Source organism: Bacillus sp. CPT56D-587-MTF (assembly GCF_058792335.1).
Genome location: NZ_JBYTEF010000001.1, coordinates 1,447,077 through 1,463,147, shown reverse-complemented (window position 1 = coordinate 1,463,147; position 16,071 = coordinate 1,447,077). Strand labels below are relative to the sequence as shown.

The 16,071-nt window shown below is 36.2% G+C and carries 11 protein-coding genes and 1 pseudogene; 3 read left to right on the top strand and 9 right to left on the bottom strand.

The features are described from left to right. Positions 1-34: 34 nt before the first annotated feature. A pseudogene (locus AC3WVZ_RS07700) lies at positions 35-1,404 on the top strand (IS1182-like element ISBth7 family transposase); the annotation flags it as partial. Between the two features lie 122 nt (positions 1,405-1,526). On the opposite strand, the gene AC3WVZ_RS07695 reads toward AC3WVZ_RS07700, so the two are convergent. From AC3WVZ_RS07695 to AC3WVZ_RS07675, 5 genes are all read right to left on the bottom strand, one after another. Further along, complete coding sequence (locus tag AC3WVZ_RS07695) at positions 1,527-2,459, bottom strand: response regulator (protein ID WP_000500302.1); 933 nt, start codon at positions 2,457-2,459, stop codon at positions 1,527-1,529. A 2-nt stretch (positions 2,460-2,461) separates the two neighbouring features. After that, positions 2,462-3,760: a sensor histidine kinase gene (locus AC3WVZ_RS07690; RefSeq protein ID WP_079004286.1), complete on the bottom strand. Its 1,299-nt coding sequence runs from the start codon at positions 3,758-3,760 to the stop codon at positions 2,462-2,464. Positions 3,761-3,824: 64 nt separating this feature from the next. Beyond that, on the bottom strand, positions 3,825-5,537 hold the full coding sequence (gene malS, locus AC3WVZ_RS07685; protein ID WP_002195357.1) for an oxaloacetate-decarboxylating malate dehydrogenase: 1,713 nt from the start codon (positions 5,535-5,537) through the stop codon (positions 3,825-3,827). Positions 5,538-5,612: 75 nt separating this feature from the next. After that, entirely contained in the window at positions 5,613-7,052 is a 1,440-nt protein-coding gene (aspA, locus tag AC3WVZ_RS07680; protein WP_000224205.1) for an aspartate ammonia-lyase, read from the bottom strand. A 24-nt stretch (positions 7,053-7,076) separates the two neighbouring features. Continuing rightward, on the bottom strand, positions 7,077-8,348 hold the full coding sequence (locus AC3WVZ_RS07675) for a cation:dicarboxylate symporter family transporter (protein ID WP_000713289.1): 1,272 nt from the start codon (positions 8,346-8,348) through the stop codon (positions 7,077-7,079). A 695-nt stretch (positions 8,349-9,043) separates the two neighbouring features. On the opposite strand from AC3WVZ_RS07675, the gene AC3WVZ_RS07670 reads away from it, so the two are divergent. Next, positions 9,044-10,399 (top strand): RNA-guided endonuclease TnpB family protein, encoded by a 1,356-nt coding sequence (locus tag AC3WVZ_RS07670; protein ID WP_065212088.1) that lies wholly within the window; start codon positions 9,044-9,046, stop codon positions 10,397-10,399. A gap of 313 nt (positions 10,400-10,712) precedes the next feature. Beyond that, a complete protein-coding gene (gene pyrH, locus AC3WVZ_RS07665; RefSeq protein WP_001248059.1) occupies positions 10,713-11,456 on the top strand; it encodes a UMP kinase in 744 nt (247 codons plus the stop codon). 54 nt (positions 11,457-11,510) lie between these two features. Here the strand turns inward: pyrH and AC3WVZ_RS07660 are convergent, their stop codons facing one another. The 4 genes from AC3WVZ_RS07660 to AC3WVZ_RS07645 form a co-directional block, all read right to left on the bottom strand. Further along, positions 11,511-12,722, bottom strand: a complete 1,212-nt coding sequence (locus tag AC3WVZ_RS07660; protein ID WP_000591941.1) for a phospholipase D-like domain-containing protein — start codon at positions 12,720-12,722, stop codon at positions 11,511-11,513. 110 nt (positions 12,723-12,832) lie between these two features. Beyond that, the gene (locus tag AC3WVZ_RS07655; protein WP_000651904.1) at positions 12,833-13,978 is read right to left on the bottom strand and encodes an ABC transporter permease; all 1,146 of its coding nucleotides are present in this window, start codon (positions 13,976-13,978) and stop codon (positions 12,833-12,835) included. Position 13,979: 1 nt separating this feature from the next. Beyond that, positions 13,980-15,089 carry an ABC transporter permease gene (locus tag AC3WVZ_RS07650; protein ID WP_001020162.1) on the bottom strand — a complete coding sequence of 370 codons (1,110 nt, stop codon included), beginning with the start codon at positions 15,087-15,089 and terminating at the stop codon, positions 13,980-13,982. A gap of 37 nt (positions 15,090-15,126) precedes the next feature. Then, entirely contained in the window at positions 15,127-16,065 is a 939-nt protein-coding gene (locus AC3WVZ_RS07645) for an ABC transporter ATP-binding protein (protein ID WP_001093804.1), read from the bottom strand. Between the last annotated feature and the right edge of the window lie 6 nt (positions 16,066-16,071).

Below are 16,071 nucleotides of genomic sequence, written 5' to 3'. Positions count from 1 at the left end.
CACTGATAAAAAAGAGGAAAAGGAGAGATTTTTTATGATGGGTGCTTTAAAAAATCATCGTGATGAGCGTGTATCTGTTTCTGTAGAAGAGTTGGTTCCACAAGATCATTTCCTTCGTGCAATTGAAGCGACAATTAGTTTTGATTTTATTGAAGAGAAGTTACGCCCTTATTACTGTGAAAACAATGGACGCCCGTCCATTCATCCTATTGTTTTATTTAAGATGATGTTTATTGGATATTTTTACGGTATTCGTTCTGAGCGTCAATTGGAAAAGGAAATTAAAACGAATATTGCCTACCGTTGGTTTTTAGGGTTTTCTCTATCGGATACTATTCCGGATCACTCTACAATCAGTTGGAATCGTCGTACTCGTTTTATTCATACAAATATTTTCGAAGAAATTTTTGATGAGATTGTGAGACAAGCGACGGAGCACCGGATGGTAGGAGGACGTGCACTGATGACAGATTCTACACATATTAAGGCCAATGCCAATAAAAATAAATTTGTACATAAATATAAAAAAGAAAAAGCAAAGTTTTATATAGACGAGCTAGAAGCTGCGGTAATCGAAGATCGTGAGGTACATGGAAAAAAGAATTAAAACCTAGAAAGGAAAGTGATACCCCTACCAAAAAAACTCGTATAAGTACAACGGATCCAGATAGTGGATTTTTAATGAGAGATGGAAAACCAAATGGTTTTCATTTCTTGGATCATCGTACGACTGATGCGAAGTACAATATTATTACAGATACCTATGTAACGGCTGGAAATATGGCAGATTCCGAGCCGTATTTAGCACGCCTCCAAGCTCAGATTGATAAATTCGACTTCAAAGTAGAAGCTGTTGCCCTTGATGCTGGCTATTTTACAGGATATATCTGTAAGAAACTATCAGAACGGAATATATTTATGGTGATGGGGTATCGCCGATTTGGAAAACGGAATAAAGAAGTACCGAAAAGCCAATTTAAATATGTAGAAGAAATGAATGTTTTCGCTTGTCCGATGGGATGTATTCTAGAATATGTAACAACTGATCGTGAAGGATACCGTCAATACAAATCGAATCCAGAAGACTGCGCTGTTTGTCCGTTACGTGAGGTGTGCTTTTCAAAGAAACAAAAACAAAAAGTTATCACTCATCATGTGTGGGAGAAATATAAGGATATTGCTAGAAAAAACAAGCTAACAGCTACAGGGAAAAGGTTGTATAAAGTACGCTGTTCCACTATAGAGCGAAGCTTTGCAGACGCCAAAGAACTACATGGCTACCGCTATGCCCGGTTTCGAGGGCTGAAGTCTGTCCAAATGCAAGCTTATCTCACCGCAGCTTGTCAAAACATGAAAAAAATAGCCCTCCACCTGACCAAAAAGGGTCAGGTGGAGGGCTATTTTTTAAAATTCTATTATTTTATGTTGTTTTTATTCGCTAAAATCAAAAAAGATTCCAGAGTGTTGGGAACCCTAAAGGGTTTCCCAACACTCTGAAAGAAGATGCTTATTTATAAGCATCTTCTTCACTCTATCTCCATCAACCTCTTCGCCTCAAAATACAACACTTGAATAAACTTCTTCGTATTAATTCGCGTATGACCAGAAGATGCGAGTTCATCTTTCGTCATTTCTGTCATCCGTTTTCTAACTACGGTAAAATCGAAAAATTTTGGAGCATAGCTTTCAAATTTTGGATTTGAAAAGTCTGTTAATCCTAAAGAAGCCAAATGATTTAACGACTGATAAATAGCTCGACGTACTCTTTGTTCAGACGCTTTTTTCTCTTTATCAATATCCGCCTCTAAAGCTAGATCCCCTAATTTCCTTATCGTAATATGATGAAAAATTTCTTTTAACGCAGGAAAGCCAAACTCAAATGTCTGTGCCTTTTCTTGACCATATAAATATTCCAGCATACTAAGTAAATCTTTACTTCCATTCTCTCCCGCAATACCGAGTTCTGATAGTAAAAAGCGTCCTAAATCCCCTATCTTTTTTCCTTCTTGCACTGGTTCAGTACGCAATTGCGGCTTTTCCCACTGAAACACGTTATTCAATGATTTTTGAATATCATGTATAGAACGCTCCAATCTAATACGCTCCATCACTTTGCGTACAACAGATACAACTTCGATTTTGTTTAATGGTTTTGTAATATAATATTCTACACCAAGTGTATATGCCTCACCTATAAGCTGCTTCGATTCCACTTGAGAAATCATAATGATTTTCCCCGTGAAAGTTGACGCAATGTGACGAACTGTTTCAATTCCGTCCCTCATCGGCATCAACAAATCAATAAATAAAATATCTACTTTTTTAAAATTTAGTTGATCCGCTTCAATAAAAGCTCCGTCATCCGCCTCACCAATTACTTCTCCAAGATCTCCATCTTCAATAATTTGCGAAAGCATCGAACGGAAAACTTCATCATCGTCTACGATATAATAAAACAAATCTATTCCCCTTCCTGCTTTAAACTATCCTCTGGTAAACAAACGATAAACTTACATCCTCTTTTATTTTCTCGGTCTTCTAATTTCACTTCTCCGCCTAGCTCTGTTACCATTTCATTTATGTAAGAAAGCCCAATACCAGTTGACGGTGTTCCCGTTTGATCATACTTGGAAGTAAATCCTGGCTTAAATACTAATTTCTTATACTTTTGTGCAATACCAGGTCCATCGTCAATTACTTCAAAAAATATATGCTGATTTCTTTTATATAGCTTAATAATAACGAAACCTTTATCTTCAATTGCTTCAACCGCATTTGCAACTAAGTTATTAAAAATTGATAGCACTGTATACACGTGGTATGCAGCATGCTCACCTTCTATATGTTTAGAAAAACGTATATCCTTTTCTAGCATTTCAGCATACTTCTCGTTTATTCTAACAATCATCTCTGCTAACTCATGTCCTTCTACATATTCAGCCACATTTTTATCTAATAACAGTTTAGATAATCCTGCAAATATCCTTTGATTATCCTTTTTTATTTCATGCACTTCCCCCGCTATTTTCAATGCTGTTTTACTACTTGAATCAGCGCTTACTTGTAAATTTCGATATAGTTGATATGCTTCTTGTGTAATTAACTCCGCATTTTGTAACGTCTTTTTCAAATGAACAGATTCCACATATAAATTAGAAAGATGCATTAACATATTTTCATTTTCTTTTCGAACTTGCGATTCTTTTAATTTCGTTTCATATAAATTCATCATATTTAAAAAACCAAGTGCAAAGAAACTACGAAAAATAGCAATAATAATAAGTTTATTCACTTCAGAAATCGTTATTGTTGTACCTAGTACTAACATGTGATAAAACGCAAGTTCTGACATACTTGCAACAATTTCAATTGAAATTCCAAGGCATCCAATAATGATTGGTTTCTGATGGAATTTATTTACCCTACAAAGCGAAAAAAAACTGCCATAAATAAAATAATAGAAGAACACAGGATAACGCAAATAAAATGATTCTGTCATATGAAATGAACCTTGCATGATCCAGTCAAGACATACTCGGAATAAGACTACAGATATACCAACAAGAATACCTGCAACTCCTGCTGGTACTCTTCTTAAAAATAATAATAAAAAGAAGAATAGCGGTGTACCGAAGCTAACTCGAAACGTATCATTAAAGGGATGAAAGTTCAGCTCCCCAGCAATCGGAACAACGACCATTAATATAATTAAAAGGGACATATCTTTCTTCCATAATTGATTCCAATTCAAAGGTGACACTTCCTATACTTTTTTTCAGTAGTAAAAGTGAAAGCCCGCTTATTGTTATAAACGGGCTTTTTTTCTATATTCTAACCTTTTCTACCGCTTTTATTTGGCGATACTCTGGCTTCCACATTGCTTCTTGCACTGCCATCTTGATATCGTTATCACTTAAGTTCACTCTTGCAACACCTTCTGCAACTGCAACTTTCGCTACTTCAATTGCAACCATTTCTGAGATATTACGTAATTCTTCGACCTCTGGTAAAATAGGTGCTCCTGGCTGACTTGTATCTACCATACTTGCAACTGCTTCAGCAGCCGCTGCGAACATTCCATCCGTCATGACGCTTGCTCGTACTACAATTGTTCCAAGACCAAGCCCTGGGAAAATAAGTGCATTATTTGATTGTCCAATCACATACGTTACACCGTTATATGTAACTGGTTCAAATGGACTTCCTGTTGCAACTAACGCTCTTCCTTCTGTCCACTCGATTAAATCTGCTGGTTTTGCTTCAGCCAGTGGCGTTGGATTCGACATTGGTAAAATGATTGGTCTTTCTACGTGAGAAGCCATTTCTTTAATAATCTCTTCTTTAAATGCACCTGCAACAGTAGATGTACCAATTAAAATTGTCGGTTTTACATGTTTCACAACTTCAGCAAGTCCGATCACATCATTTTCTTTCCACTCACTTACTTCTGCTTCTTTTCTTGCGTACGGAATTTGGAAATCAAGAAGATCTTCCATATTATCTGTAACTAACCCGTTACGATCAATACACCAGAAACGCTTATATGATTCTTCTTCAGATACGCCTACGCGGACCATCGCATCTCTAACTTGATCTGCGATACCGATTCCAGCCGTACCAGCACCAAATACAACAACGCGGTGTTCACTTAGCGGTACACCAGAAGCTTTCACTGCCGATAATACTGCCGCAAGTGAAACTGCACCTGTACCTTGAATATCATCATTAAATGTACAAACATCATGACGATATTTATCTAAAATTTTTCGTGCGTTACGAGAGCTAAAGTCTTCCCAATGTAAAAGTGCTTTCGGGAATTGTTTGTTTACCGCTTGTACAAACGTATCAATAAATTCATCGTAAGCTTCACCTGTTATACGAGGGTGACGATTTCCAATATAAAATGGATTGTTTAATAGCTCCTCACGGTTTGTACCTACATCTAAAATTACTGGTAATACACGACTAGGATCGATTCCAACTGCAGCAGTGTAAACAGCTAATTTTCCGATTGCGATGTTAATACCACCAACGCCCCAGTCACCAATTCCTAATATGCCTTCTCCATCTGTTACAACGACTAAATCAATGTTCTCAGCTGTTGCACCGATATTGGTAAATGCTTCTTCGATACCTGATGAATCGTTAATTGATAAATAAACGCCACGTGGTTTACGATATTCATGACTATATCTTTGAATTGCTACACCGACAGTTGGTGTATATACAATCGGTAACATTTCACGTAAATGATCTGTTAATATACGATAAAATAATACTTCATTTCGATCATGTAACGCAGTTAAGTATACATTCTTTAATAAATCATCCGGCTGAGAACTAAATTGTTCGTATGCTCGGCGTGCCTGTTCTTCTAACGTTAAAACCGCTGGCGGTAATAACCCTTTTAAACCTAACTCTTCTCTTTCATTTTGTGTGAAAGCTACCCCTTTATTTAAAAGTGGTGTTGATAATACTTCTGCTCCTCTTAATGTTGTTTCTAATGCACCATTAGAAGCTACTGTAAACTTGCTCATAACATCCCTACCTCTATTCATATATAGCATTTCTATATTGTAAACAAAAAAGAGGGGCTTGTCCCCCCTCTTCTTTTAATTTTTCTTTAAAAGAGTTGCTCCTGCAATCCCTGGGTGTGTCATTTCGAATGGATCTAGAATTAATTCTAAGTCTTCTTGTGACAGTACACCATTTTTCACACAAAGTTCTCGAACGGATTGCCCTGTTGCAATTGCTTCTTTCGCAACGCGAGCTGCTGCTTCATAACCGATATGAGGGTTCACGGCTGTAATAATTCCTACACTTTTCTCAACATACTCTTTTAAGCGATCTTCATTCGCTTCAATTCCTTTTAAGCAATTATCTGTAAAGGCACGGAAACCGTTATTCATAATGCTAATCGATTGCAGTAAGTTGAAAACAAGTACTGGTTCCATCACGTTTAATTCTAATTGTCCTGCTTCTGAAGCAAGGCAAATTGTATGGTCATTACCAATTACTTGGAACGCAATTTGGTTAATAACTTCTGGCATAACAGGGTTTACTTTCCCTGGCATAATAGATGAACCTGGCTGACGAGCTGGTAACATAATTTCTGCTAAACCAACACGTGGACCTGATGCCATTAAGCGAAGGTCATTCGCAATTTTAGACATATTCATCATACATACTTTAAGTGCTGCAGATACTTCTGTGTATGCATCTGTATTTTGCGTTGCATCTACTAAGTCTTCTGCACCAACTAGTGGTAGTTCACTAATTGCAGCTAAATGTTTTACAACTGCTTCAATATATTCTGGGTCTGCATTTAAGCCTGTACCAACTGCAGTTGCTCCCATGTTCACTTCATATAAGTGTTGACGTGATTGCTGAATTCGTTTCATATCACGTTCAAGTACACGAGAGTACGCTTTAAATTCTTGTCCAAGACGAATTGGCACAGCGTCTTGTAAATGCGTACGACCCATTTTAATCACATGATCGAACTGTTCTGCTTTTAATTCAAATACATCGTGCATATAACCCATCGTTTGTAATAAACCTTCTAATGCGTTTAATGTTGCGATATGAATCGCCGTTGGGAATGCATCGTTTGTTGATTGCGCCATGTTTACATGACTATTTGGACTAATATAATGATAGTCTCCCTTTTCCATTCCTAATAATTCAAGCGCACGATTGGCAATGACTTCATTTGCATTCATGTTCATTGAAGTACCTGCTCCGCCTTGGATTGGATCTACGATGAAATGATCATGCCATTTTCCATCAAGAATTTCTTGAGCAGCTTCTGCGATCGCGCCGCCCTTGTTCAATTCCAATCTTCCTACATCTGTATTCGCAAGCGCTGCAGCTTTTTTTACAACTGCGAACGCTCTAATTAAACCTTCATGGATTTTGTATCCTGTAATTGGGAAGTTTTCAACTGCACGCATTGTTTGTACGCCGTAGTATGCATAGTTTGGTACTTCTTTTTCACCTAAAAAGTCTTTTTCAATTCGAACACCATTTTTAACTTCAGTTAATGTTGCCATGATTATTCACTCCTTAACGATTTCTTATGCTGCTTTTGTTTCTTTGACTGTTTCTACATATTGTTTTGCTTTCTCATTATCGAATTCGCCTTCCCACTTCGACATAACAATGGCCGCTAATGCATTTCCTAATACATTGACAGATGAGCGAATCATATCTAAAATGCGGTCAATTCCCGCAATTAACGCGATACCTTCTAGTGGTAACCCCATTGAACCTAACGTTGCTAATACAACAACGAACGATGCACCTGGAACTCCCGCCATACCTTTGGATGTTAACATGAGAACGAATAATAACGTTATTTGCTCTGTCAGTGACATGTGCACACCGTACATTTGTGCAACAAATAATGCCGCTAACGCTTGATAAATAGCCGATCCAGTCAAGTTAAATGTATAACCTGTCGGAATTACGAAAGAGGCAACTGCCTTTGGACAACCGAACTCTTCCATCTTTCTCATTATATTAGGTAAAACAGCTTCTGAACTTGCTGTCGTAAATGAAAGAATAAGTTCTTCTTTTAAAATTTTCATTAATGTAAAAATGTTTACGCCAACCATTCTTGCATTAATACCTAATACAATCACAACGAATAGTATAACAGTTACGTATACAGCTAGCACTAGTTTTCCTAAAGGAAGTAGTGTTGCTACACCAAATTTTGCAACCGTAACCGCAATTAATGCGAATACACCAAATGGTGCAAATTTCATCACTTGATTTGTAACCCAAAACATCGCTTCGAGTACACCTTCAAAGAAGTTAAAAACAGGCTTTCCTTTTTCTCCAATTGCTGCGACTCCTAAACCGAATAATACTGAGAAGAAAATAATCGGTAATAAGTCACCTTGTGCAATCGATTCAAATACGTTTTTCGGTACGATATGAACAATCGTCTCAGCGAATCCTTGCTTCTCTGTAGCATCTGCTGTTTGTTTATAAGAAGAAATGTCACTTTGCTGTAAGTTATTCATATCAACGCCAGTACCTGGCTGGAATATATTCGCCGCGAGTAACCCCATTAAAATAGCGATCGTTGTAATGATTTCGAAATAAAGAATTGTCTTCCCGCCTAATTTCCCAAGCTTCTTCATATCGCCTACACCGGCTACCGCAACAATTAATGCTGAAATAACAATTGGTACTACAATCATTTTAATTAAGTGAATAAATATATCCCCAATTGGTGTGATATAAGAAATCGCCGTTTTATTGCCATAAAAGACTGCCCCTACTACAATCCCTAAAACAAGCGCGACAAAAATTTGTGTTGCCAATCCGAATTTTTTCATTTATGTTCATCCCCTTCATGCGAACGCTTTCAATTTGAATTTATAAAAGCTACTCACACATCTTATAAGCTAACCTACAAAATCATACAAAAACCTACAAGTTCGTCACAAAAAATTCAAATATTTTTCTTCTTTTTTTCATTGACACCATTTTGTTAAAAAACGATAAAATAAACTTGATAAGTAATCAGATTGTTTCGTATAATCAAAAAGATATATACTTAAAACAACTCAAAATGAAAAGGAGTGGATGATATGAAAAACTATACAAAACAATTCGTCTTATCTTCTTCTTTTCTTTTTCATTTTCTTAAAAAGGAACAAGGGCATTTGCCTTTGTTCCTTTTTTTATCCTTTTCGGCAAGAAGACTCCCTCCGATTTGTGTTACGGGTGAAACTCAACAATTCAGGTGGAGATGAATTGCCGTCAGAAGGTAGGCTGAACTCTTTTGTTTCGCTCATAATAATTTTTTGAGTGCGAATGTTTGTTTTTTTGTCTTACGATATAATCTGCGTAGATAAGGAGAGGAGGGAATAGATTGTAAGACAACGAAATTGGATAATGCTTATCATTCACCTACTTGAGTCAAAAGGAATTACGATGAAGAACATGTTCGCATGTTGTTTCATTTCGTTCCAAATATGGATTTGTTAAAAAATTTTTAATGAGTCCTCTAAGAAAGACGGTGAAAACAATGGCCAGAAAGAAAGCAGTGAAAGTATTACGTAAACAAAAGAAAAGAGAAATCATACAACGATTCACTCAAAAACAAAATATTGGGCGAGCTTGCTTGACTGCTAAAGAATTCCGCTTACTGCAACGCATGTCACATAGTTCAAAAGCATTGCGAAATGTTGGATTGTACACGATTAAACAAAGTTACTTGAATCATAATAAAATGGCTACTATAAGAGAAGTGGATACTGCCATGCAAGCCGATATGAATTACTGGGGCATTCAATCAAATTCGGTTCAAGCGATTCGTAGAGCCTTGTTTACAGAAGTGAAGAGCTTTTTTAAAGCGTTGGAACAGTGGAAGAAAAAAACTGAGCAGTTCACAGGGCGTCCTAAGTTTCCGAATTATTCTCGTTCCACTGACAAACGAATTATTGAAATCTATCAAGTGCCAAAAGTGGATGAGAACGGGTATTGGATGATTCCGATGAATGTTGCATTCAGAAAAAAATTCGGTTCTATTAAAATACGTATGCCAAAAAACTTAAGAAATAAAAACATCTCCTACATTGAGATTGTACCAAAGCAAAAAGGTCGGTTCTTTGAGGTGCATTATACATATGAAATGCACGTTTCTCAAATGAAGAAACCACCTACGACCACTAGTAACGCTTTGAGTTGCGATTTAGGTGTAGACAGATTGTTAAGTTGCGTAACCAATACAGGTGATGCCTTCTTAATGGATGGGAAAAAACTAAAATCCATAAATCAATACTTCAACAAAATGATATGTAATCTAGGGCAGAAAAATATGGACAATGGAATTTCAAAACGTATTGTAACGAATAAAATGGCCGCACTTTGGCATAAACGAGAAAGACAAATAAACGGTTATATTGCACAAACAGTAGGTCTGTTGTTCAAAAAAGTGAAAGAATTCGATATAGATACGATTGTTGTAGGGTATAACGCTGGTTGGAAACAAAACTCTCATATGGGGAAAAAGAATAATCAAAAGTTTGTTCAAATCCCATTTCAGAAATTGATTGCAGCGATTGAGAATAAATGTGTAAAAGAAGGCATTCGCTTTTTCAAACAAGAAGAAAGCTATACTTCAAAAGCTAGTTTTCTTGATAAGGATCCGGTTCCAGTTTGGTCTAAGGATGATAAGACGCAATATCGCTTTAGCGGCAAACGAATTACGCGTGGTCTGTATCAAAGTAAAGCAGGAACATGTATCCATGCTGATATTAATGGTGCGCTGAATACATTGAAAAAGTCAGGAGTTGTAGAATTGGATGGCAATCTCAAAGTGAAAACGCCGATTCTATTAGAAGTGCAAAAACGTAAGGCTATTGCTTTGTGCATAGCTTAGTGGGTGCGTCAACCATCCATGTGTACGCGACTTGTCGGGGCTTGTAGCACACGCCGGATTCATCTGAGTGGTGGCTTCTTCCATAAGGGAGAACTGCTCTTTTTCGAAAGGGTGATGCAAGTGGGAAAACAATCGTTCGTTGTCAGTACCAACCAAAAACAGACTCGGGGTGTTACCATAAGGTAGCATGAATGCTAGAGCGTCAAACTGTCTAGCGATAGACGAAAAGACCTAGTGTTCGAACTCAAGCCCCCACTGAAAGGCTTTATCTCAGTGGGGGGAGTTGACTGCGATCTATATAGGGGGAATTGTTATGAGACCATATAAACGTGTTTTAATTAAATTAAGCGGCGGTGCACTTGCCGATCAAACCGGAAATAGCTTTAACTCCAAACGATTAGAACATATCGCAAACGAAATTTTATCCATTGTTGATTTAGGTATAGAAGTATCCATCGTCATCGGTGGCGGTAACATTTTTAGGGGGCATCTAGCTGAAGAATGGGGAATCGATCGAGTAGAAGCTGATAATATCGGTACGTTAGGTACAATCATTAACAGCTTAATGCTTCGCGGTGTTTTAACAAGTAAAACAAATAGAGAAGTACGCGTTATGACTTCCATTCCATTTAATGCAGTAGCTGAACCATACATTCGCTTGCGTGCAGTCCACCATTTAGATAACGGTTATATCGTTATCTTTGGAGGCGGAAACGGCCAACCGTTCGTGACGACAGATTATCCAAGTGTACAAAGAGCCATCGAGATGAATAGTGATGCCATATTAGTCGCAAAACAAGGGGTCGATGGCGTCTTTACAAGTGATCCAAAGCATAATAAATCAGCAAAAATGTACAGCAAACTAAACTATAATGATGTCGTTAGACAAAATATACAAGTCATGGATCAAGCGGCATTACTGCTTGCCCGGGACTACAATTTACCAGCACACGTCTTTAACTTTGATGAGCCTGGTGTCATGAAGAAAATATGTTTAGGCGAACATGTGGGGACGTTGATTAATGATGATGTTACGATGCTGGTGCATGAAAAATAATGATTTCCCACCAAAAAAGGGTGCCTTTTGTAGGCACCCTTTCCTAATTCATCATCACAAATAGAAGTCAACCAATCCCGCCACTTTCTCCTTACAACGCTCCCAAAAAGATAACTTTTCAAAAAACTCTTTCGTCATTTCTTTCGAATCATGAAAATCCTCTGTTAACGCCTTATTAACTTGTCCTACAATAGGACCACCATAAATATAAAAATTCATTTCATCATTTATATTGAAGCTACGCGAAGTAAAGTTTGTTGTACCAATAACGGTTAATTCATTATCAATAAGCATTAATTTACCATGGAACATTCCTTTTTTATAACCATATACAGTAATCCCATTATTAACAGCTTGACGTATGTATGGATACGCCGCTTCTTTTATAAGAGGTAGATCCGGTTTATATGACCAAAGTATTTTTACTGTAACACCACGCTTTTGCGCCGCGATTAAAGCATTCATAGATTCTTTATTTTTCGCTATAAAATACGGTGTTGCAATTACAATGGAGTGCTGAGCTTGTTTTATGAGCTCTATATATTTTTCAGCAACGTAATGCCCATTGTAACTAGTCATAGTATGTAATGTATTCCCTTTACTAGCTTTATTCGTACTTCTCTTTATCTCTTCTTTCGTATCTCGTTTCCAGTCTAAAGCGAATTGCTGTTCTAAATCTTTTGCTCCTTCTCCTTTAAGTCGTACATGATAATCACGCCAATATCCAAATCGCTTATCTTTCCCTAAGTACTCATCTCCTATATTAAATCCGCCTGTATAGCCAATCTCCCCATCAATCGTCGTAATACGGCGATGATTACGATGATGAAGAGAATAAAAGCCGAATGGTAATTCAGGTTTTCTACTATATGTAAAATGCACACCATTTTCCTGCAATTCATTTTTCATCTTTCTTTCAAATGATAAATCATTAATGCGATCAACGGATAAATAGACGTTTACTCCTTCTTTTGCCTTCTCTTTTAATAAGTTTAAAAAAGTATGGCTACTTTTATCATCCGACAAAATGAAGAAATACGTGTAAATGGAGCTTTTCGCTTCACTTATATCAGTAAATAATTGTTTATAAAAAGACTTCCCTTCTACATATAATTGAAAGTCACTATAATGAGGCGCATACTCTGTCGGCATGTTTTTCCCGGCTTCCATTTTTCTTCCGAGTGTAACGTCAATATGAACCCAAATTAAAATAAAAACGAAAATAGCAATAACAATAGAAGTAACTCGCAATATTTTTTTAATCATTTTGATTTCCTTCCGATCATTTTCTTTCCACCTTTCTATTTTGTCATTCAAATTTAGATTTCATGCTTCATACAAAAAAGGATGTGACTTAACGTCACATCCTTTTCACATTAAACAAAATTTCTCGCATCATTATTTCTTCCAAACTTATAAATAGCAATTAAGAAGAATGCAATTGCGAAAGCGAATAAAATTAAAATGTTTAAATACAACTCCGAGAATGGTATTCCTTGTTGTAGTTTCGATACTGTGTCTAACAACCAGCGCTGCGGAAGAAAATTAGCTACTTTTTGTACTGCACTTGGCATAATGTCATATGGGAAATAACAACCCGCTAGTAAGCATGTTGGTACAATGACCATGTTTTGCATCGCATTTGCCGATGATGAGTTTTTTGAAAAAGCAACAATTACTAACGACATTCCAATCGCTATTAAAGCAAATATCATCAGTACACCAACCATAACGATGAAGGGCATATTGATATTCGTATGAAAAACATTCGTTAAGAATAGGATTGTAATCATAATTTGTACTGTTAATATAATCATATTTACCCCGACGTTAGATAATATAAATTTCTTTCCATCTATCGGCGTGGATAATAATCTAAAGTACGTTCTATTCTCTTTTTCTTTTAAAATATAGCCTGATAAGTTCACTGCTGAAAATAACATAAACATAATAAGATAACCCATCGTTTGGTTCGTCATATCTTTATTTTTCGAAGTATCTTCTAACGTCTCAGTCTTCACTTTAAATGAACTTTTTTGATATCCTGCGTACATCGTATCAAATGCACTTTGATCTGTTCCTGCTACTTTACTTATCGCTGCTACATTATCAATATAATTGTACAAATATGACTTAATAAACGCTGTTACTTGATCACCTTTAATCGATGAAATTTCAATATTGCTTGGTTTTCCTTCTCGGACACTTTCTGAAAAACCAGACTGTAACGTAATCACTCCATCAAGTTTTTTTGAAGTGAGTTTATCTTCTACTTCAGATTCTTTCACTTTACTTACTTTTACATGATTGATTTCTTCTAAAAATTTCACCGTATCATTTGCTATCGACTCATTTTCTTTATTTATAACTCCGATATTTAACGTCCCTTGCCCCGCATTTCCATATATTGAAAAGGAGATTAACGTTCCTATTATCGGCAAGCTAATAATAATGAGTAACCCTTTTTTATTTTTCAAAAGGACTGATAATGTTTTTTGCATAAGCCATAAAATATCTTTCATACTATAGCCCCTCCCGTCTGCGTAATGCGATAATCGATATGAATAAAAAGAGTGCTGAGATTCCGATATTTAAAGAGATGACTGGTAGTGCCGCCCCTACATCATTTGCATAAATAATTTTCATAACGGCAGTGTTTGCCCACGTTAATGGTGATAAATTCGTAACGAAATTTTCTTCTACTACGAAGTATGCCCCGCCAAAAATAGAAGCTAGTTGTACGATAACTAAAATAATTGCTCTAGATGCTTCACCTGTTTTTGTAATATATCCGATGCCGAGGCCGAAGCTAGTTGCTAAAAGGACTTCTGTTAGTAAAATAAGTAAGACAACTCCAAGATGATCGCCCCAGTTAGCTTGAAAAACAAATTTACTAAATAAAACGACAAGTAGTATGCACAGTGCATTCGCCACCATATTACCCAATATTTTCCCGATAAAAATTTCCGCTTTCGTTATAGGTGCAGCAATGAGACGATCTCCTGTTTTACGTATTCGTTCGCCTCTAATTAAATTACTTGCTCCCATCGCACCATACAAAGCAACCATCGTTGTCATTACAATTGCATAGTAATCCATAGAACCTGGTTTTTTAGTCGCTTGTAATGCCGTTTCTTTAATATACTCATTACGTTCTCCATTCGGAATTATTGTGCTAATTTTACTAGGGTCTACTTTCTCAATCTCAACTACTACATTGTACTTATCAACAAATGTAGTCATCATTCCTTCAACTATGCTACTTTCAATACTACTTCTATCACTTCCGTAAAACTTTACCCCGTCCTTATTCAATTCTACATACGCAGCGTATTTGTTTTGTTTTACTTTTTCTTTTCCATCTACCTCTTCAGAAACTTTCTTAAAGTGAATACCAGATTTACTTACTTCTTTTGCAAATGCTTCAAATGATTGAGAAAACGTACCATTTGCTTCATCTTTGTATATCACTTGTATATCTTTAATAGTATGACTATCGCTATTAAATGCATTACTTAACGCTGTTCCTAACACAAGCATAAGTACAATCGGAAATGCTAACATAAAAACTAAAGTTCTTACGTCTCTAAATTCTCTTTTAATGTGCATAATTGCAATATTGAAGATGTTCAATTGATGAACCTCCCTTTACCTTTTCTTCATTTACCTTTTATTTATCTCGTAAGTTTCTTCCGGTTAAGGTAAGAAATACTGTTTCTAAGTTGGGAGCCTGCTCCTCTAATGAACGAATTTCAATATCATGATTGATACAGTGTTGAATGATTTTATTTAAATTATTTAATCCCGCATCAGAATTCACTTTAATTACGTTTTCTTCAATTTGAACTGCTTTCACACCGTTTATCTCTTTTAATTTTTCTACATCTAAATTCTCTACCGATTTCACTTCAATCCAAATATCTTTCGTGTCAGTAATAATTGCTTTTAACTGTTCTTTCGTACCTTCTGCAATTACTTTACCGTGATCTACTATCGCTATTTTCGTACAAATCTCTTCTACCTCTTCCATGTAGTGACTCGTATAAATAATTGTACTTCCCATTTCATTTAATTTACGTACTGACTGCAAAATGTAGTTTCTTGACTGTGGATCAATTCCAACTGTCGGCTCATCCATAATAATTAACTTCGGTCTATGAGCAATTGCACAAGCGATATTCAGTCTTCGCTTCATCCCACCAGAAAAGTTCTTCGGATAGCTTTTCTGTTTATCACTAAGTCCTACAAATTTAAGAGCTTCCTCTACCCTAGCTTTTAATTCGGCTCCTCGTAACCCGTACAATCCAGCAAAGAATTTCACATTTTCATAGGCAGTTAACTCTTCATAAATCGCAATATCTTGCGGAACAATACCGATATTCATTTTCGCAAATCGATTATGTTTCTTTATATTTTTTCCTAGTATGCTAATCTCACCTTCATTACTTCTTAACAAACCAGCAATCATATTTATCGTTGTACTCTTACCAGCACCATTTGATCCTAAAAAGCCAAATATTTCTCCTTCTTTAATAGATAAAGACATATTATCAACTGCGATGAAATCACCAAATTTTTTCGTTAAATTTTTAATTTCTAATGTATTCATCATTTT